This window comes from Citrobacter sp. Cpa228 (assembly GCF_030333085.1).
Taxonomy (GTDB): Bacteria; Pseudomonadota; Gammaproteobacteria; order Enterobacterales; family Enterobacteriaceae; genus Citrobacter; species Citrobacter pasteurii.
Map to the genome: position 1 here is coordinate 1 of NZ_JAOWGQ010000028.1, position 17,697 is coordinate 17,697.

The following is a 17,697-nucleotide window of genomic DNA, read 5'->3' on the forward strand; positions in this document are numbered from 1 at the left end:
GTATATCGTTGATATCTAACAATGGCACATCCACCGCCAGCGGAACATCACTGGCAACTGCGATAACATATTCGTCTATCAGAAGCTATAAAAGCAAAAAACCAGCTATAGGCTGGGTTCTGTAAATTTTTGTGCCGGACTCGGAATCCATATCCACAATTAACACGCTGTTTGTTATTAGTTTTGTCGGTATTTCTCGTAAACAGCGCCCCCACGAAGGGGAAAGTGACTCAGGTAACACGAGAGTAGTTGTGATTTTCAATAATCATCAGCCACATCAATCAGAGCTGGGAACGCTCTCATCAACAGCCGTCAAAAAAACAATGAAAAATACCAATAAAAAAAATATATATGAAAATAAATAATTCAAAATGCACATGCAATAAATATTGTTTATATTAATTTAGTTGTAAAATATATAATCTATTGGTTTTTATAATTAAAATATATTTATATTTTCTTAAAAATTACCATCGCACTTTTTATTGATAGCAAACAAAACCAACTTGATGCAAAGTCTTATGGATTAATATTATCGTATTAATCAATATATTAATATCAAATAGGGATTGTTTATGTTATCCAAAAAACGAGTATTAGCTATATGTATGGCTACGAGCCTTACCGCGCTGATCTGCAGTAATGCACAGGCTGTCGATAGTGGCACCATCACCTTTAATGGACTTATCCTTGCTGACAGTTGTGCCATTGATGTCAACGATTCAGGTAGCAGTACCGCAACCGTTAAAATGCCAGGAACTTACATCACAGATTATACCGGGCCGGACACCGTCGGTGCGGAACAGTCTTTTACGATCAAAGTGTCTGGTTGCGATATTCTGGCAAACCAGATTGCGTTGAATTTCGCTGGCACCACTGATGTCCGAGGTGCGGCAAACGAAGTACTGCAAACAACCGGTACCGCAACCAACGTAGGTATCCGTCTTGCTGACACTACCGGTGGTCGTTCTACTGCCGATGGTAAAATTGTGTTCAATACTGCCAACGCTTTCTGGCAGGACAACAACAATAAGCTGGCAACACCAACCGAAAACGTATTTAACTACACCGCACAAACGGTACAGGTCGGGGACGATGCGCCAACAACCGGTACCTACGCCGCAACCGCAACATTTAAAGTCGCTTATCAGTAACCCGTAAATAAATGGCGGTGCTATACCGCCATTTATTTTGCTTAAGAGAAAAATAATATGAAATATCTTTCTGCTGCTGTCTGCGCCATGGCATTTTTTTCTGTTGCTTCTTTCTGCCACGCAGGTGTTATTTTCGGCGGAACAAGAATTATATACCCGGCAGATAAAAATGAAGTTCAGTTGCCTATCAAGAATAAGGATGATGATACCCGCCATCTGGTTCAGTCCTGGGTATCGCAACCGGACGGTACGAAAGCGCCTTTTATCGTTACGCCGCCGCTTTTAAAGCTCAACGAAAAACAAGAAACGATTCTTCATATTGTTTATACCGGCCCTAAAGAGTTGACTAACGATCGGGAAAAGCTGTTTACGCTGAATATCAAAACCGTCGCTAACGTACCGGAACAATTGCAAGATAAAAGCCGTCTGCAAATTGCCATTCATTCACAGGTCAAATTATTTTTCCGTCCACAAACCTTTACCCAGCACGACGCGGATACGGCATGGGAGAAAGTCACCTTTAGCCGTGAGGGCAATATGCTCCGGGTCAAAAATCCGACACCGTTTTTTATCTCGTTTACTTCGCTAACCGTCGGCGGCAAAAAGACGATGCCGATTGATAAAACACTGACTCCGGCACAGGCGTTGATGGTTTCCCCGCTTTCGAACATGACGATGGTCATCCCGACGGGAGCCACTGGTTCCGTGAAATGGAGCGCTATCAACGATTATGGCGGCACTACAACAGAAAAAATGCAGCCGCTTTAAATGAATGGAACGTCAGGAGGTGTATATGTGCGTAACCAGAGATAGCAATTCATGTTATTTATCATTGATGCTGTCTACGCTAACGTTATCATTGATGGCTGTCATACCCGCCGCAGATGCCCGTGATGAATTCGATATCAACGCATTAGGATTTGGTACGCCGCTGGAAAACAGCGCCACATTGCAAAACTTTATCGATAATAACGCCTTGCTGCCCGGCAGTTGGCTAACGTCCGTTTACTTCGGTGAAGATCTTATCGATAAACGCGTCATTACCTATACCATTAGCGCCGACAAGAAACGTCTTGAACCACAGTTGAGCGTGGCGGATTTGCGTCGCTATGGCGTCAGAACCGATGCGGTCACTGGATTAAAATCGCTCCCGGATGATGCGATAGTCGGCAATATTGCCGACTATATCGATAAAGCCAGTTATTTTATTGACACCGGTTATCAAACGCTGAGCCTGCGCGTTCCCCAACTTTACCTCGACCAATCTGTCCGAAATGGCATCTCCCCGGAACTGTGGGATGATGGCGTTCCGGCAACCTGGCTGAGCTACGATTACCATGGCGGCACGCAGCACACCAGCTATTACGGCGATGATACCTCACATTTTATGAATCTGACCTCCGGGGCCAATTTCGGTCCCTGGCGGCTGTACAATAACAGCACCTGGAGCAATAGCAACGGTTGGGACTCTATTAACACCTGGCTGCAGCGTGCGATCAAATCATGGCAAAGCCAGCTTTACATGGGACAGACCTGGAGCGACGGCGAACTGTTCGATAGCGTCTCTTTTACCGGCGTGAAGCTGGAGACCGATACCGATATGCTGCCCTACAACCTGCAGGGTTTCGCCCCAACGATCTCTGGTATCGCCAACAGCGACGCCCGCGTCACAGTCAAGCAAAACGGCTATGTCATTTATCAAACCTGGGTTTCCGCCGGGCCTTTTGAATTAAAAGATATCAGCCAGGTAACGTCCGGTGGCGATCTGGAGATCACGGTCCGCGAAGCGGACGGCAGCGAGCGCAGCTGGATACAGTCCAGCAGTTCGGTACCGATGATGCTGCGTCAGGGGGCATACAGGTTCAGTTTTTCCGGCGGTCAATATCGCGATAATAATGGCGGTGATGCCGAAGAACCCGGTTTTGTGCAGGGTACCGTTATCTACGGCTTACCCTATGGTTTTACAATTTACGGTGGACAGCTCGCCTCAAATATCTATCTCGCCAGCTTGCTGGGGATGGGTATCGATCTGCATCAGTTCGGCTCCGTCTCCTTTGACGTAACTGGCGCACGTTCCGAAACTCACAAAAACGACAACAGTACGGAACAGGGATTGTCATGGCGCGCGCAGTACGCCAAAAGCTTTGAACCCACCAACACCACCGTCTCGTTGGCCAGCTACCGTTACTCGACCTCCAGCTTCTATACCTTCCAGGAAACGCTGGATCAGCGAGCAAACTACACCGAGGATGAGGATGATATATACAGCTACCGGCGGATGTATAACCGCCGCAGCCGTTGGCAGATTAATATCAACCAGTCATTAGTGCAGTGGGGGTCTCTCTATATCAACGCCTCACAGCAGGATTACTGGGATCTCGATGGTCATGAGCGCACCTTTTCGCTGGGCTACAGCAATTCGCTGGGGCAAGCCACCTATTCGCTCAACTACAGCCAGACATCAACACCCGGTAGCGAGACCGACAAGCAGGTGGCATTTACGCTATCCGTACCGCTGGATGCCTGGATGCCAAACGCTTACGCCAGCTATAGCATCAATCAGAGCCGACACGGGCCAACTAACCACCAGGCGGGGATTAACGGCACGCTGCTGGAAGACAATAATTTAAGCTATTCCGTGACGCAGAGCTACCAGGACGAGCCGTCTCTGTACAGCGGCAGCAGCTCGCTTAGCTATCGCGGAGCCTGGGGGGAAGTCGGTGGCGGTTACAACTACAGCGACAACAACAGTCGCCAGTATAACTGGAGTGCCCGCGGCAGCGTCGTGGCGCACCCTCACGGAGTCACCCTCGGGCAACCGCTGTACGGGGCGTTGGCCATTGTGCATACCGAGGGTGCCAGCGGCATCCAGGTACTGAATGGGAGCGGCATCACTACCGACATGTTCGGCAACGCTATCGTACCGTCGCTGCGAAACTACCGCAATAATCGTATTTCACTAAACAGCGGAACGGCGGAAAACGTCGATATTACCCGCGCGGTGGTACAGGTCGTTCCCACCGATGGCGCCGTCCTCATGGCGACATTTGATACTAAAGTTGGTACACGCGTGCTGGCGACGCTACGGCATCGTGGCAAGCCAGTGCCGTTTGGTGCCATCGTGACCCAGACGAACGATACCGCATCGGAAGGCAGTATCGTCGGCGATGCGGGTGAGGTGTATCTCTCAGGCATTAACGACAAGGCAACGCTGAAAGCACAGTGGGGAGCCGGGGACGATGCGTCCTGCATCGCACAGCTTTCCATAGCCGAAGAGAGCAACACCATCGTGCAAACCGCCCTGGCCTGTGAATAAGCAAGGAGAAAATGATGATACGTAACACTCTACACCGTGCAGCGTCCCTTCTCGCTCTGCTTACGCTGCTGCTGCCCCTGAGCATGGTCCAACAAGCCTGGGCTGCGCCCTGTACAGTCAAGACCAGTTCGCCAGATCAGACCTTAAGCGTTAGCAAAACGAGCCTCATTGGTGAAGATTCCACGGGTTCCAGCCTGGCGCCTTTTACTGCCGATAACTTTTACGCGAACGGCAGCTACGAGTGTCCCGAGGCTCAGGATTCCTTTCGGAGAACAGTGAGCGGCACAACCGCACTGGAACGCAATGAGGAGCCCGGGACGTACTGGTTAGACGACCAGAAAACGTTCTATATTAAAGTGCTATGGGTTCTGCCTAACGGTGTGAAGTATCCTGCCGACCTTGGTGGAACCTATACAAGGAATTTTCGTGAGTACCCTGCAGGCAGCAGCGCCGGCCCTAACCTTGAAACGCAAATATACACTGCCAAACCCGTCGTCCCCGGTGGCACATATAGTATTAATAAGAAGATTGATGTGATCTACCAGGTTCTCGACCCTGGAGGTGACGGGAAATCTTGGATAAACATGAGCCGAAACGCCATTAATATTGGTGAGATCAAAGTTCAGGGATGGTCATGTGATCCGGATTTGGATCAGCCGACGCAAGATCTCGGTTCAGCCATCATTGATTTTAGTATGGAGACCATGAATCAGGGCGGGGAGGAGTACTACAATTATACAGATCAAAGTGCGACGTCTGGTAATGCGGGAAATTTGCCGCTGTTGCTCGTAGGCGTAAAGAACTGCAGCTTCGGCTCCCCCGACAGAAGCCGCGGCCAGGGTGGTCAAAACTATGAGCCCCTGGCCTACTGGGATATATATGCGGATGCAGCTCATGTTTCGCCAGCAGATCCCTCTCTGCTCCTTCCTAACAGCAACAGCACCACCAAAGGATTAGGATTCCGGTTTAGTAGGAAGGGTTATTCCACGATGATCAATTTATTGCAACAGGAACCTACTGACCGTGTTTCTGATTATGTGTTCAGATCTGGAGGGGCACAGAGTGGCTCTGGGATGTCTTTCGGTTTACAGCCCTACATCGCCCCCCTCGGCAACGGCGAGACGCCACAGCCAGGAATACTGAACGGAACGCTCTTTTTTAAGGTTGTATATTACTAATTTTCATGACCCAGGATGACGTGCCCGCGCCAGGCGATTTACCGGTATTTTTATCACTGCGGTGTCAATATCGTCGATTAATGTCAAGGAGCTATGATGTTAAAAAATAAAACCTTATTTAGGCTAATAGCCGGTGTGCTTATCACTCTTTTTAGCCTGGCGGCGCAAGCCTCCGATACCTTCAAGCAAGATTTTACAGTCCGTATCTACGAGGAGAGTTGCAGTCTTAACGTCAATGGCAGCGGCAGTAACCAGGGTACCGTCGCAATGGCACTCTCCTCCACCTCAGATTACACCGGCCTGTGGTCAGGGGGCGCAGATACAGACTTTTATATCCAGATTAAGGGCTGTGACCCAAGCTTAAACACATACAAACTTGACTTCTTCAATGGCTGGTACCATGGCAGTGCGTACCCAGACCCAGGTTTAAGTATGCCCGTATGCAGGACCGCACTACCACAATGTTATTTAGTGTTGCAATCCACCAATCCGGGCATCGGAATTGCGTTCTTTTACGTCTCGTCTGATAGCGAGGTGGCGAAGTGCAACGATGCTCAGAAAGTAGGATGGATGGAGGCCGATAACGAGGGCACAAGTTGCCCGCAGACGATTGACGACGCAGCCATGCTCCACTACCGTGTTAAAGCCGTTCAGGTTACCGATGACAAGCCGCAGCCCGGCCCGTACCAGGCTACGGTTATGTTTATTGTACATTACATGTAAGCGTTACTGGCAACCATACTGCGATCGCAAAGGCCGGTATTGCTGATTGGAATACTATGGCCCGGTCAGGGCACCAAATTTAGAGAAACCTGCTTTCGGGCAGGTTTTTGCTTTTCCCGGTAAGGCTTCCAATGGGTTGAGTAGTCATGAATAACCTGGGGTTTTAGGGGGCTTCTGTGGCCACTATCACCGTTCATTGTCCTCGCTGTCAGTCAGCTCTGGATTATCGTCATGGTCAGAACCCTAAAGGTATTGACCGCTTTCGATGTCGCGAATGCCATCGGGGATTTCTGCCCACTTATTCTTCAGAGGCCAGAAAAGAAAGCCTGGCGTTAAAGAGCACATTACCGATGACTTTCAACGGTATAGGCGTTCGGGATACCGCAGGAGTGCTGCAAATCGGCATCAATACCGTTATCCACACTTTAAAAAACTCTCGCCGAAACGAATAACGTCTTCGCCCGTCACATCATGCTGATGTGGCTCTCATCTGCGAACCTGATGAGCAATAGGGTTTTGTGGGCAGCAAAGCCCGACAACGCTGGCTCTGGTACGCATATAACACCAAAACAGAACGCGTGTTAACTATACGCCAGAACAGAAAGCGATTACCCAGGACAGATATAAGCAAGGTGGTTCCCCGCATGATATCGCCCGAAGTGTCTGAGTCTATACAAATAAAATCAGGTAAATGCAGAAGGGGACCTGACCAGATTCACCTGCTTCGTATATATGAAAGGAGGTGATGGAGTGTGTTTCTTAAGACCGGATGCAAACTGTCATGATGAATTTACCAAAATGTATACATGACGGGGTTAATGCTCATTGTTACTTTGTAGCTCACTGTGTAAAGCCACAGTGACCGGAGGCGAATGAAGAGAAATACTCATGCTGGATGGCAGAAGCACGGTAATGACATCAACTGTCAAAGCGACCAGAAATCTACCGGAACCCCAGAAAGCAAAAAACCAGCCGTTAAGCTGGTTTCTTTAAATAGTGGTGCCGGACTCGGAATCGATCTTTTGTTTTATCTTTATGATTTATAAGTAAAATTTTTGATGTGATTATATTTATGCCCTCATTTGTACCCTCATTCCCGATTGGTATGAATCCGAAACCCGAATCGGTGACGATAAGTGGGATACTCGCCTCAGGCTGATGTGTTGATACTTTATGATGGTCCTTTGTCTGGTGACGCTCCTGGTGCGTTACAGAATCCAGTAACAAACCACCAGAAGAAAAGCACCAGGAACGTCAGTATCATATTGTCCATAAGCAGGCGAACCTGGCAAGGGGTTTGTTTAACTCTGCACTGATACTGACATTTCACATATGTGCAGGCCCCTGATTACTGTCCGGATGCCAGCATTCCAGGGTAGTGACGTGCGATGATGTCATTCAGCTTATCGACCAGTTCTTGCCGCTTAAAGGTGATATGAGCAGTTCCCTTCTGAAAGTATTTGATTGCAAACATCTCATCCTCGTAACGATTGCTGTGCCTGTTTTCATGGATATGATTGGCGAGACGACGGGTGACGTCGGCACGGTTGTCGGGAACCGGTTTTCCGTCCAGAAGCATCAGCATCCGCTCAAGGTCAGCTAACCGATCGCGTTGCCAGCCCCAGAGAAGCCCAAATCCCCACCGGTCACATTTGACTAGCCCACTGACGATGATTTTCCCTCCAAATTTACAGGGGCTGTTCGTCTTAAAATCCCAGCTCAACCCTTTGAAGACGTTAATGACACCCCGCTCAAACACATCACCTTTATTCAGATACAGTTGCTCAAAAGTGCTCAGAATGTTGGCTTCGCTGACTGCAGGAATGTTCTCCCCCCCAAGATTTCTGTACCACTGATCACGAGCCTGAGCGTCCATGATGGAAAGCATCCCTGACTTTTTCATTAAATCGCGCCATATACCACGATCGAGATTACGGGTAATGGCTTTCATCGCTGTTTCTGGTTTTTCCATCAACCAGCAACCACGGCGGAATTCCTGCTTCATGGCCCAGTCCAGAGCGGTTTTACCGCCAATACTGCGGGTCAGTGTTGCAATATCGCTAAGTTGTTGCATGAGCACTTCAATCTGCGCCAGCGCCGCATTACGTCCGGTGACGATGCGCTCAATGCTGGTGGAGCAAATAACGTCTGTGTGGCCGGTTAATACTTCGGGTTCGTTAAGAGTAAGGTCTGACATCATTTATTTCCTTATATAAAGCAAAGTGCCAGTCGGTGAGGGCTGGCGCTTATGGGTAAGTGATGAGTACGGACAGGTAATTAATCTGTACTGGTCTGCTGCAGACGCTGAAGATCGCGAACATCCCTGAGTGCCTGTTCAATCCATGGCAACAGCACGGCTGAATCGGTATTTACTTCGTCGTTATCGAAGATAATCCCGCTGTCGCAACAGATGTTGTCCTGCAGCAAGCAAATCAAAATATCGAGAGCGGTTTCAGTGGTTAATTCTGGCATGTGAAAACCTTGTGGTGATTGAGGTGGGGTTACCAGTCGAAAACGTCAAAGCCGGGCAGCACTTCGCCAAAGGCATCCAGATGAACAATGCCAACGGCGTAGCGACGGATAAGCGTTATCACTAACCGGCGGCAGGCTTTCGACAGTCCGAGGCGTTTGAGCCGTAATACCGGAAACGACCAGGCATACAGGCGAATCAGATAACCTGAACCAGTGTACATAATCCATTCCGACTCGCCGAAGTCTTCGCGCTGATGTGACAGGGCGTACAACAGTGAATTGTCTTCCTCCGTGAGGTGCGCAGTACTGCAGCACATCCCCGGTAATGATGTAAAAGGGGGCCGTGGGAATTCAACGGCGATCTTCCCAGGTTCATCCGCGATCCGCAGTGAGCAGCCGTTCTGGTTTACCGCGGCGATCAGTTCGGACAATTCAATACCATCGACATCCACTGCGATACGCCCCATGTTGAGGGCCAGAACGTTGATGGCATCAGCTTCCACGTTGAGAGACAGCTTCATCGGGTCATCTTGCTGTATTTGCCTGTAGTGATATCTGTCACCGCTCTGTAGCCGTTACGTGTCATCAGTCCACAGGCCTTACGGGCGCGGAGAATATCGATACTGCTGATAAGCGGTGACTGCTCTGTAGTGCTGGATCCGTAACGGTCAGTGCGTACCAGATCGTATTTTTCGACGATAAAATTGACGGCATCACACAGGGAAATACCGGCGTCAATGTGCTCCTGAATCACGTCGTCGTTGCCAAACGGCGTGTCGTTTAGCGCCAGACCGTAGTGATGATCCAGCAGGTGGCTCAGAAGTCGCTGCCAAATCTCCACGGGTGACAGACGTGGAGAAGCCTCCCGTGCCGGGGATACGGGTTGTGTTTGCATAAGGGGTATCTCGTTGTTGAAGGGGTAAAAAGAAAGGTGTTGCGGGGGTTATGACGTTACTGATGGTGTCGGATAAATCGCTATATAGATATAGCCATGCGATCCGAGTGAGTCAGCCTCGCAGGTCAGTCCCTTTGCATACAGCGTGACGCAGTGCTGATGGCGGGGACTGAGTTCGCCGGAAACCAGCATCAGTTCCATTTGCTTCAGCAGTACCGGAAACGCTTGGTCGAGATGGCGCAAATCCGCGTCGGTGAATGTCCCGGTGATGCTGGCGCGGTCGGCCAGATAATGCAGCCGGTTGCCTTCCTGTACCAGCCGTGCACCGAAGCACGGGGTGATATTACGTTTCAGTCCCCACCACGGTTCAGAAATATGATGATTTGCCGGCAGTGTTTTATTCAACAAGGTCGTGCTCCTTGAATATGAGTTAACTGAGGGTGACGCTGCGCAGAACGACATACGGGCCGTTGCGGTCCTGGCGACGTTCAGCGAACACGGCCAGGACGCCGCTGATATCCTGGACCTCCTTCCCTGCATAGTGGCAGACGCTGCCGGACCAGGCGTATTTTCCGGAACAGAAGCGAAACAGCCTGGACTCAGGATGCTGGCGATATAGCGCCATCGCCTGACGTTTGCTGATAATCTTCATCGCTGCTCTCCTTACAGCCAGCCGCGTTCAGCGAATGACACTACTTCCATGCCGCCAACCACCAGATGGTCCGGCAGGCGGATATCCACCAGGTCCAGTGCCTGCTTAAGACGTTCCGTGAGGCGGCGGTCAGCCTGGCTGGGCTCCGCCAGGCCTGACGGATGGTTATGGGCAACGATGACGGCGGCTGCGTTATGTTTCAGGGCGGCTTTCACCACTTCCCGGGGATGGACTTCGGTATGACTGATAGTGCCGGTGAACAGTATCTCGTGGGCAATGAGGCGGTTCTGGTTGTCGAGGAACAGCACCATAAACACTTCGCGCTCTTCCCCTGCCAGGCGCAGACGCAGCCAGTCCCGGGTGGCACCGGCGGAGGTGAAGGCCACACCGGGTTCACGCAACTGGCGCTCCAGCAGGTTCATTGCCCGCCGTAACGTTCGCCGGGCATACGGGGACAGGGGGACTTCCTGGTGTGGTGAGGTCAGTGACGGGAACATATCAGGCTGCGATGACGTGGGTAAGGGGGCCGGATTCGTCATGGTTATTCCCCTAATCAATGATACGCATAATTGCGTGGCAGTCCGGGTGCAGCAGGGCATAGTCCCGCAGGCGATAATAGTGCTCCGTCATGGCATCGCATTCGGTGCGGCAGGCGTGATGACTGTAAGCGATAAGGCAGACGGCTATCCCGGCAGCCTCAGCGCTCATCTCTGCGCCGTTACCGTTCATGCTGTTAAACAGTGTCCATTTCTCATCGTTTTCGTTCTCCGGGGCCATAAATGCACCGCCATTGCTGAGGGTAAAGAAATTCCATATCCCGCCGCTGTAGTCCCTGCAAAACCGGTCCATCCAGCCAAAAATGTGGGGTTCAAGGGTTATCCACTGCGGTATGCTGCCAAACTGCTGCGGCCAGAAGGCGGCACGCTGTTCATCGGGTACGGGCATGCATTCGATGCGGTCTGTATCAGTACGTGGTGAGGTGAGAGATTCAGTCACCGGACTGGTCAGGGTGAGTATGTTGTTCATTTGATTTCCTTTGTATTTTCATGTGGGTTGTTGTGACAAAGTGACGGACAGAACTGCACATAGCCATCATCATCACAGCGTGAAGGCCAGTGCCCCTCAGGGATACTTATGCCGCACTGGCTGAGTTCACCGGGACGATAAAGAAGGTGAGAGCACCAGGCGCACAGGTCGTCATCAGAGATGGAGCGGCAGCTTTGCTCACTGATCAGGGAGAACGGATGTGGCGAAACCTGAATCACGCCGCCAGGAATACACTGCATTACTTCAGGCTCCCGAGCAGGCTTTCCGCCATTACCCACAGGGCGCGGTTGAGCTTCACGTCGCCGTCAATGCCGTTAACCGCACGGGTGTGGGCCCGTTTACCTTTCGTTGTTCTGCCCGGCAGACCGCCTTTAATCAGGTTTTCCTGGATACGCTGGTAGGTGGTCCACAGGTCGGAACTTTCATCCTGCCAGCGTCGCGCAGACAGAATCTGTGCTTCCGTCACCGGCTGGTGCTCTTCCCCAAAGCGGTACGTCAGGGCGGCTCTGGCAAACGCCTGCTGTGCCGGCGGAGGAAGTAGCAGTGACTGCATGGCATCCCGCTTCTCCTCCACCCGGTCAAATATCCCCAGCACCTCATAAGCCCCTTCAATGACTTTATCCACCACATTCCCCTTGTGCGGTACGCGAACCTCACCAAAGGTTTCGCCACAGACAAGTCCGTTCTGGCAGACAAAGCGAAACAGGCCCGGCAGCATCTGGTATGAGCTGGAGCCGTCGTGGCTGTTAAGCAGGATGATTTCGGGGACCTGTTTACCGGTGATTTGCCCCTCACGCCGCAGACGCAGCATGTGCTTTGTGTGGTCGCGTTTATTCAGGTCGCGAACGCGGGTCTGGCAGGCAAAGAACGGCTGGAAGCCTTCCCGCTGCAGATTATCAAGCAGTGTGATGGTCGGGATATACGTATAACGTTCTGAGCGTGATTCGTGCTTTTCTTCACTGAATACGCTGGGCACATAGTGTGCCAGTTCATCACGGGTCAGTGGGCGGTCGCGGCGTACGAGACTGGCCGCACCAAAACGGCTGGCTAAGCGCATGGTTAATACCTCTGATATCGGGTTAAAGGGCATAAAAGCAGAAAGGCCATGCTCCGGAAGGTGCATGGCCTGTGGGGGACTGTGTTCTGTTGAAAAATGAGCAGGACTTCGCCGCTCAGTGGCTCAGTGGCTGTGGTGACACAGGAATACCGTCGCTGATGAGATAGCGGTTCAGCATCTCTCCGGCCTGCGGGGCAAAATTCCAGTCCCGCCATATCAGCATGCCACGGCAGTCGCGGATGACCAGACGAAAATGGGGCCCTGGTCGTCTTCGACGGTGACGTTGAGATAGCGTGCGGCCATGGCTTCCGCCTGTCGGCGGGTGAAGGGGCCGGGTGGCAGCGACGCATTATCAGTGGTCTGCATATCTGATCCCTGATGAGAAACAAAAGAAAACGCCCCGCTCAAATGAGCAGGGCGTCGGCGGTGTGAAATACTGATGCAGTGGTCAGGGCTGGCGGGTGTGTGCTGCCTGAACCGGGATATGCGTCATGGACTGAGGTTCCTGTTGTCGTGAGCGTGAATGAATTCAGAAAAAAGGCGTTACCTGTCTTTATTACGGCAGGGCATATTTCGGCAGACAGCCGCTGTCCCCGAACGCGGGAAGGACCTTCCCCGCACCGTTAAGCGTAAACACGGCTGCCTTTACGCCCTCCCCGGACACAATGACCCGCTTACCGGTGCGCAGTTTATCCCATGCCCATGCCACGTTGTCTGAGCCCACATGTGACTCGCTGTCACTGACGCTGACAGGCTCCTCATCGTCAATTTTCATGTCCAGCGACTGGCCGTTATCCATCCTGACCTGATGACCGTTTGCGTCGGTGAAGGTCAGGGTGGCCGCTTGTGAGCCGGTGTCTTCGCAGGTCAGGTAAAGCTGTGACTGTCCTTTCCCCAGAATTACAAACTCAGACACGCCCTGACCCCAGCCGCTGGCCCAGGTATCACGGTTACCGAAGGCCTGTGACACTGCCGGAGTCAGAGCAGATATCAGAAGAGTGAAAAGCAGTATTTTCTTTTTCATAGTATTCCCTGAGGGTGATGGTTAAGACGATACGGGTCTCTCCTGAAGACATTGAGACGCGTTAAGAAAGAGGGCTGATAAGTGATACTGGCGATATCACTGGCTGACGGTGAATGTGCCCTGATCGGTGAACACCCGGGCCTCAACAAAATTGCAGGCTTTACCAAAATCCAAAGTGTGACCAAATTTCCAGAAGACACTCTCAGCGAAGGTCATTTTACGGGGTGTGAACGGTTTATCTGTGGGCCACCAGCCGTCCACGTTCCGGCCCCTGTAGGCTATTTTTCGGTGTGTCAGCATCGGACATTTTCCCCGGTTAACATCGATTTTCTTTATCAGAACGGTGTCGGTTTTTGCTGTCACGGTGACATAGACGCAGCCATAGCACTCAGGACCGGCATGGCTGACCTTCACTGTAACGGGCGTATCACTGGCGGCCAGGGAAGGAAGTGAGGTGAACAACAGACTGGTGGTTAGTATCATAAAAAACCTTTTCATTACTTTTCTCCGGACGAATGCGCTCCTGCGATTCATCGCATTGATTTTTAATCAGTAAATGGCTGAATACAGTATCCCTGAGGAATTCTATAACCGGATATTTACCAGGGATAATGAATAAAACCGATCGGGTCGATCGACAAAATCGATCGTGACAGGGCAAAATTATTTATCGAAACGGAAGACAGGCTAATCGATGTGGAAGTCAGCCAAAGAAGAAGGACCAGACGGTCCGGGCCGCTCGGGCCACGGTGTGTGTGACGGTCTGGAGCGCGTAACGTGCAGCCTGTGGCAACGGGGCCAGGTCGATGACTGCGTCAATCACTTCCACCACGGCATCGCCAAAGCTGTTGCGGGCGGTAGTGATAATGCCGGGGGTGTGGTACCCGCTTTGCAGGTGAGGCACCAGCGGGCTGCGGGCCTGCTTTGGGAGACGGGTAATCATCGCCTCCACCAGACGGGGAAGGTGGTACCGTCCCCTGACTGACACCGGAAGAATATTCGTCTCTGCTGTTCCCATCTGACGGGCGACGGCCTGGCGCTTCTGCGTAATATGCTCACTCTGTGATACTGAAGGCTGTGCCGACAGCCAGTTCCACTGTTCAGCCGGTTCGGTTTTATCCACCTGGTTGAGGACCCACAACACTGGTGGCAGCGGTCCGCTGTATTGTGCGAACACCCCCTGATAAAAATGCTCTTCCACCGAGAATGCCCTGTCATCGGCCTTCAGCACCCACAGCACCATATCGAGTTGTGGCATGAGTTCGCGGTACAGCTCACGGTATTCATCGTCGCGGCTGATACTCTCCCCCACACCGGGCAAATCCACCAGCGTCAGGTAATGACTGCCGAAGCGCAGGCGCACACGCTGAGGCTGCCGGGTGCAGGCTTCCACGGCATTCACCGCACAGACTTCACTCCGGAACAACGCATTACACAGCGAGGATTTACCGACGCCGGTCTTGCCCATGATGCCAATCACGGGTTCATACGCGACGAGGCGGCTGAGCTCCCGGAGAAGATGCTGCCGCAGAATACGGGGGTAGCGCCGCAGATGTCGGCGGATCAGGGCATAGCCCGAAGGATGTTTCATATAAGCCTCGGCATAATAAAAGGGCCATCACGGATGGATGGCCTGACTGAAGTAAACGGGAGGGAATTCACTGAGGTGATATATAACTGAAATAAATTATAAAATGGCTGATTTATCAATTAAACAGGATATCGACCAGGACTGAGTGCCCAGGATGATATGTTGATTCAGTTTATGGTACGCATAAAAGGAATTTTGTTGACTTTTTTGGCAATTCTTAAAAAATATTCCCTGTGAATGGCTGGTGTGTTTTTCAGTTTGTCATAACCACTCTTTTTTTTAGTCGCACTGATTTCTGCCTCCCTGTCAGCAAGACGTCGTCGGTGGGGTCTGTTGATGTTATCTTCCCTTTCTGTTCTTCTGACCAGACGGGAAAATAATGTACAGGGCTCATGGTTATTATATCCGGTTGCTGTGACATCAGGGAACGGGTTCAGTATATCGGATATGAAAAAAGTTATTCCTCCTGGCGTGGAAGAACTTTTTTGTTCATTGATGACTTCACGCTGGAAGTTGAGTAAGAAATTAAAGTCAAAACCAGAAACACCCACCAGGCATTCAATGTCTTCAGGGATGAAAGAGTACCAGACCTCAATGATTTCCCTGATAAAGTCATGACTGACAGCCCCGTCCTGAATAAAAAATAACACATGGGTGAAAGGCTCAAAATTCTCGTCCAGCATGCCCAGTCTTACATGTCCGGCTATCCGGCTGTACATTGTGCGATGTTTTATTTTACTCATCATCGAGGAAAAGGCCATGTTAATTATGGTTAAATCTTCGGTGATGTGCTGAAGGAGTCCGTCCGTTTTTTCGTTGAGGTGAAAGCTGATTGGGATTATTGTGATTTTTCCGGATGTTTTATTTTTTATTTTGTCATATTCAGCCTGGATTTTAAGTAACACATCTTCTTTATGAATGAGATTTTTCTTCAGTTCTTCTTTATATTCCGGGGTTGCTTCGTAATGAAGTTTCAAATATTTATGCGTTCCCGCGAGAGAACGGAATGAGCCAGGGCGTAATGAATTCTCATATTTAAGAATGTCCGACAAAAGATTGCATGCGTAGCCGTCTGTTACCTGTGTTTTTCTTTTTTTAGTGGAAATTTCATCAGGCGGTATTTTTTCACATTCTGCATCATTAAAATTGATGAAACTGTATATGTCAGCCAGGTCCGCGTAACGTATGGGTTCCGATGGATACGTGGCATCTATCTCCCTTAGTTTCAGAAAGTTCACTTCATAAAAATCATTGAGTCCGTCTTTTCTCATGTTCTTCTTCCAGGTAACAGTTCTGTTTTTATACCTCTGAATTGTATCGTATAAAGCTCTGAATTAAGAAGTATGAGATCACAAATGTGACATAGTAAAACACAGCCTTTTCAATGTTATTCAGAGCTTATGATTGTTTGTTAATTCATTGTATTAATTGGGTTATAAGTCATAGACTTTCATTTTTTTTGCATTCGTTTTTTTTGGTTGTTTCGGATTGTTATGACATGATTTTAAGGTGAAAACGATTCTGACTGTCTTTTCAGGCGACTGAGGGTGTTCCGTTACTGCCGGTCAGCGTCTTACTGGGAGACTGTTTTTCCGACTGCGTTTACCTGGTCAGGGAGTATCTTATCCTGTCTGCAGTTGCAGAGCATTCTGTGGTCTGATGGTTATCTCCGGGAAGAATGCTGTTTTCCCCTCGAAAATAAATACGTTAGCCCGTCGCGAACTTGCTTTTTTCATGTATTTCCGGCCGCTCATGAAATATTTTTCCGGAGTAACCAAAAATTACTCTCTTACCTCTACATTTTTTCTGTGCCTGAAAACACCGGGGACGTAATCAGGAAGAAAAACCCGTACCGGCATAAATAACGGCAAAATACTATTGCAGTAAATATTACCGTGGCAGGGTGACCCGTTCCGGGAGTCAAACAGTATGCGTATACAAATCTTTCATGAGCACATGCCTGTACAGGTATCAAGTCGGGGAAGACAGAAATGGTGGCTAATATCATTAGAACACCATGGCGTGAATAACTTAAACCTGCGTGGTGAGTGTATTCTCTGGAGGTTACTGATTGTGTGAAAAGAAACATTAAGGTTATTAATGTTATTTTATAAAGAAGTGTTATTTGTCCACTTACTTACACCTTTGTATCCAGGAATACTGACTCTTCAGTAAGTACAACATTTCTTCGTCTACCGGATGATGATTTCTTTTCAGACATCCCGGTACGTTCAATGATTACTAACATCATTGTTTATTCTTTGCCGTAAATCATAATGATTGTCAGACTTTCCTGTGTGATGAACATCCATTCCATTGCACGATAAGAAATTACTGTTACAGCACGTGTGAAAAATGATACTCAAGAAACATACTTTAATGGCTGAAATCCTGAATCGGTATTCTGCATAAAAAATTAATCTCTCCCGTAATCTCATGACCAATAACTGTTATGGGATATTTATCATGGAATACGTAATCAACTCAAACCACAAACCAGACTATTCTCTTCAGTCAGTATTATTTAACCATCAGGACCGGTTATTTGACTGTCATTCGAAATTACTCATGCTTCGGGTGGATTTCGC

21 protein-coding genes and 2 pseudogenes are annotated in these 17,697 nt (G+C 49.8%); 7 read left to right on the top strand and 16 right to left on the bottom strand.

Going from position 1 to position 17,697, the window contains the following annotated elements:
- Positions 1-85: pseudogene (locus tag OGX91_RS00215) on the bottom strand (molybdopterin-guanine dinucleotide biosynthesis protein B); the annotation flags it as partial.
- Between the two features lie 523 nt (positions 86-608).
- Here OGX91_RS00215 and OGX91_RS00220 point away from each other — a divergent pair.
- The 7 genes from OGX91_RS00220 (at position 609) to OGX91_RS00250 (ending at position 7,417) form a co-directional block, all read left to right on the top strand.
- A complete protein-coding gene (locus OGX91_RS00220; protein ID WP_005123833.1) occupies positions 609-1,154 on the top strand; it encodes a fimbrial protein in 546 nt (181 codons plus the stop codon).
- A gap of 57 nt (positions 1,155-1,211) precedes the next feature.
- Positions 1,212-1,922, top strand: coding sequence for a fimbrial biogenesis chaperone (locus OGX91_RS00225; protein ID WP_040232926.1), 711 nt, complete (start codon positions 1,212-1,214; stop codon positions 1,920-1,922).
- A 94-nt stretch (positions 1,923-2,016) separates the two neighbouring features.
- Positions 2,017-4,470, top strand: coding sequence for a fimbria/pilus outer membrane usher protein (locus OGX91_RS00230; protein WP_286625095.1), 2,454 nt, complete (start codon positions 2,017-2,019; stop codon positions 4,468-4,470).
- 11 nt (positions 4,471-4,481) lie between these two features.
- Complete coding sequence (locus OGX91_RS00235) at positions 4,482-5,648, top strand: hypothetical protein (RefSeq protein WP_286625096.1); 1,167 nt, start codon at positions 4,482-4,484, stop codon at positions 5,646-5,648.
- 93 nt (positions 5,649-5,741) lie between these two features.
- Positions 5,742-6,371 (top strand): fimbrial protein, encoded by a 630-nt coding sequence (locus tag OGX91_RS00240; protein ID WP_286625098.1) that lies wholly within the window; start codon positions 5,742-5,744, stop codon positions 6,369-6,371.
- 176 nt (positions 6,372-6,547) lie between these two features.
- Positions 6,548-6,823, top strand: coding sequence for an IS1 family transposase (locus tag OGX91_RS00245; protein ID WP_353622655.1), 276 nt, complete (start codon positions 6,548-6,550; stop codon positions 6,821-6,823).
- A 420-nt stretch (positions 6,824-7,243) separates the two neighbouring features.
- Entirely contained in the window at positions 7,244-7,417 is a 174-nt protein-coding gene (locus tag OGX91_RS00250) for a hypothetical protein (protein WP_286625100.1), read from the top strand.
- Between the two features lie 302 nt (positions 7,418-7,719).
- On the opposite strand, the gene OGX91_RS00255 is transcribed toward OGX91_RS00250, so the two are convergent.
- The 15 genes and pseudogenes from OGX91_RS00255 to OGX91_RS00325 all read right to left on the bottom strand — a co-directional run bounded on the left by OGX91_RS00255 (position 7,720) and on the right by OGX91_RS00325 (position 16,380).
- The gene (locus OGX91_RS00255) at positions 7,720-8,568 is read right to left on the bottom strand and encodes a DUF4942 domain-containing protein (RefSeq protein ID WP_040229927.1); all 849 of its coding nucleotides are present in this window, start codon (positions 8,566-8,568) and stop codon (positions 7,720-7,722) included.
- A gap of 80 nt (positions 8,569-8,648) precedes the next feature.
- The gene (locus OGX91_RS00260) at positions 8,649-8,843 is read right to left on the bottom strand and encodes a DUF957 domain-containing protein (protein ID WP_047661001.1); all 195 of its coding nucleotides are present in this window, start codon (positions 8,841-8,843) and stop codon (positions 8,649-8,651) included.
- Between the two features lie 29 nt (positions 8,844-8,872).
- Positions 8,873-9,364: a DUF5983 family protein gene (locus OGX91_RS00265; RefSeq protein ID WP_040063379.1), complete on the bottom strand. Its 492-nt coding sequence runs from the start codon at positions 9,362-9,364 to the stop codon at positions 8,873-8,875.
- On the bottom strand, positions 9,361-9,738 hold the full coding sequence (locus OGX91_RS00270; RefSeq protein WP_040063377.1) for a TA system toxin CbtA family protein: 378 nt from the start codon (positions 9,736-9,738) through the stop codon (positions 9,361-9,363). Before OGX91_RS00270 ends, OGX91_RS00265 begins: the two co-directional genes overlap by 4 nt.
- A gap of 48 nt (positions 9,739-9,786) precedes the next feature.
- Complete coding sequence (locus OGX91_RS00275; protein WP_038633768.1) at positions 9,787-10,146, bottom strand: type IV toxin-antitoxin system YeeU family antitoxin; 360 nt, start codon at positions 10,144-10,146, stop codon at positions 9,787-9,789.
- A gap of 22 nt (positions 10,147-10,168) precedes the next feature.
- On the bottom strand, positions 10,169-10,390 hold the full coding sequence (locus OGX91_RS00280; RefSeq protein ID WP_038633763.1) for a DUF987 domain-containing protein: 222 nt from the start codon (positions 10,388-10,390) through the stop codon (positions 10,169-10,171).
- A gap of 11 nt (positions 10,391-10,401) precedes the next feature.
- Entirely contained in the window at positions 10,402-10,887 is a 486-nt protein-coding gene (gene radC / locus OGX91_RS00285; protein WP_038642868.1) for a RadC family protein, read from the bottom strand.
- A gap of 52 nt (positions 10,888-10,939) precedes the next feature.
- Positions 10,940-11,335: an antirestriction protein gene (locus OGX91_RS00290; protein ID WP_052322945.1), complete on the bottom strand. Its 396-nt coding sequence runs from the start codon at positions 11,333-11,335 to the stop codon at positions 10,940-10,942.
- 77 nt (positions 11,336-11,412) lie between these two features.
- Positions 11,413-11,676, bottom strand: coding sequence for a hypothetical protein (locus OGX91_RS00295; RefSeq protein WP_038633754.1), 264 nt, complete (start codon positions 11,674-11,676; stop codon positions 11,413-11,415).
- Complete coding sequence (locus tag OGX91_RS00300) at positions 11,676-12,494, bottom strand: DUF932 domain-containing protein (protein WP_001234374.1); 819 nt, start codon at positions 12,492-12,494, stop codon at positions 11,676-11,678. The genes OGX91_RS00295 and OGX91_RS00300 overlap by 1 nt, the downstream gene beginning before the upstream one ends.
- Positions 12,495-12,609: 115 nt before the next feature.
- Positions 12,610-12,860 (bottom strand): annotated as a pseudogene (locus tag OGX91_RS00305) (DUF905 family protein).
- A gap of 190 nt (positions 12,861-13,050) precedes the next feature.
- Positions 13,051-13,518 carry a YfjT/YkfB family phage-associated protein gene (locus tag OGX91_RS00310; protein WP_000727137.1) on the bottom strand — a complete coding sequence of 156 codons (468 nt, stop codon included), beginning with the start codon at positions 13,516-13,518 and terminating at the stop codon, positions 13,051-13,053.
- 96 nt (positions 13,519-13,614) lie between these two features.
- On the bottom strand, positions 13,615-14,016 hold the full coding sequence (locus OGX91_RS00315; protein WP_047660999.1) for a hypothetical protein: 402 nt from the start codon (positions 14,014-14,016) through the stop codon (positions 13,615-13,617).
- A gap of 205 nt (positions 14,017-14,221) precedes the next feature.
- On the bottom strand, positions 14,222-15,109 hold the full coding sequence (locus OGX91_RS00320) for a GTPase family protein (RefSeq protein WP_286625102.1): 888 nt from the start codon (positions 15,107-15,109) through the stop codon (positions 14,222-14,224).
- 167 nt (positions 15,110-15,276) lie between these two features.
- On the bottom strand, positions 15,277-16,380 hold the full coding sequence (locus OGX91_RS00325; RefSeq protein ID WP_181618544.1) for a hypothetical protein: 1,104 nt from the start codon (positions 16,378-16,380) through the stop codon (positions 15,277-15,279).
- Between the last annotated feature and the right edge of the window lie 1,317 nt (positions 16,381-17,697).

Bases quoted from the DNA above. Each gene is read 5' to 3' on its own strand.
- OGX91_RS00250 (WP_286625100.1), top strand. From the start codon at position 7,244: ATGAAGAGAAATACTCATGCTGGATGGCAGAAGCACGGTAATGACATC.
- OGX91_RS00290 (WP_052322945.1), bottom strand. From the start codon at position 11,335: ATGCCCGTACCCGATGAACAGCGTGCCGCCTTCTGGCCGCAGCAGTTT.
- OGX91_RS00320 (WP_286625102.1), bottom strand. From the start codon at position 15,109: ATGAAACATCCTTCGGGCTATGCCCTGATCCGCCGACATCTGCGGCGC.
- OGX91_RS00225 (WP_040232926.1), top strand. From the start codon at position 1,212: ATGAAATATCTTTCTGCTGCTGTCTGCGCCATGGCATTTTTTTCTGTT.
- OGX91_RS00240 (WP_286625098.1), top strand. From the start codon at position 5,742: ATGATGTTAAAAAATAAAACCTTATTTAGGCTAATAGCCGGTGTGCTT.
- OGX91_RS00230 (WP_286625095.1), top strand. From the start codon at position 2,017: ATGGCTGTCATACCCGCCGCAGATGCCCGTGATGAATTCGATATCAAC.
- OGX91_RS00265 (WP_040063379.1), bottom strand. From the start codon at position 9,364: ATGAAGCTGTCTCTCAACGTGGAAGCTGATGCCATCAACGTTCTGGCC.
- OGX91_RS00295 (WP_038633754.1), bottom strand. From the start codon at position 11,676: ATGCAGTGTATTCCTGGCGGCGTGATTCAGGTTTCGCCACATCCGTTC.
- OGX91_RS00235 (WP_286625096.1), top strand. From the start codon at position 4,482: ATGATGATACGTAACACTCTACACCGTGCAGCGTCCCTTCTCGCTCTG.
- OGX91_RS00220 (WP_005123833.1), top strand. From the start codon at position 609: ATGGCTACGAGCCTTACCGCGCTGATCTGCAGTAATGCACAGGCTGTC.
- OGX91_RS00325 (WP_181618544.1), bottom strand. From the start codon at position 16,380: ATGAGAAAAGACGGACTCAATGATTTTTATGAAGTGAACTTTCTGAAA.
- OGX91_RS00280 (WP_038633763.1), bottom strand. From the start codon at position 10,390: ATGAAGATTATCAGCAAACGTCAGGCGATGGCGCTATATCGCCAGCAT.
- OGX91_RS00300 (WP_001234374.1), bottom strand. From the start codon at position 12,494: ATGCGCTTAGCCAGCCGTTTTGGTGCGGCCAGTCTCGTACGCCGCGAC.
- OGX91_RS00310 (WP_000727137.1), bottom strand. From the start codon at position 13,518: ATGAAAAAGAAAATACTGCTTTTCACTCTTCTGATATCTGCTCTGACT.
- OGX91_RS00255 (WP_040229927.1), bottom strand. From the start codon at position 8,568: ATGTCAGACCTTACTCTTAACGAACCCGAAGTATTAACCGGCCACACA.
- OGX91_RS00260 (WP_047661001.1), bottom strand. From the start codon at position 8,843: ATGCCAGAATTAACCACTGAAACCGCTCTCGATATTTTGATTTGCTTG.
- radC (WP_038642868.1), bottom strand. From the start codon at position 10,887: ATGTTCCCGTCACTGACCTCACCACACCAGGAAGTCCCCCTGTCCCCG.
- OGX91_RS00315 (WP_047660999.1), bottom strand. From the start codon at position 14,016: ATGAAAAGGTTTTTTATGATACTAACCACCAGTCTGTTGTTCACCTCA.
- OGX91_RS00270 (WP_040063377.1), bottom strand. From the start codon at position 9,738: ATGCAAACACAACCCGTATCCCCGGCACGGGAGGCTTCTCCACGTCTG.